Source organism: Brevibacillus sp. SIMBA_040, assembly GCF_046535075.1.
In the GTDB taxonomy this organism is placed as follows: Bacteria; Bacillota; Bacilli; order Brevibacillales; family Brevibacillaceae; genus Brevibacillus.
The window spans coordinates 1-242 of the sequence record NZ_JAWRXI010000373.1 but is presented as its reverse complement, the minus strand read 5'-3'; the positions used below and the strand labels follow the sequence as shown (position 1 = coordinate 242).

Genomic DNA, 242 nt, shown 5'->3' with positions numbered 1-242 from the left:
ACCATTCTCGATACAGCAGTTAACCCCGTCATCAGGATCGACCGGTTGGGAGTGATTCAATCCTGCAATCGCGCCACGCAGACCGTGTTCGGCTACCAGCCCGACGAGCTTGTCGGCAGCAACGTGCAGGTCTTGTTACCCGCCTTGTCCGAGGGCTTCTTGATACCCTCGCAGGATGCGCTTGGTGATCCAGCGTGCAGTGATATGACGGAAGCCTCCCGAGAAGTGCAGGCTCGACGAAA

The 242-nt window shown here is 57.9% G+C and carries 1 protein-coding gene; it reads left to right on the top strand.

Annotated elements, in window-relative coordinates:
- Positions 1–3 precede the first annotated feature (3 nt).
- On the top strand, positions 4–242 hold a 239-nt coding region (locus tag SB752_RS33160), incomplete at its 3' end, for a PAS domain-containing protein (protein ID WP_410719621.1).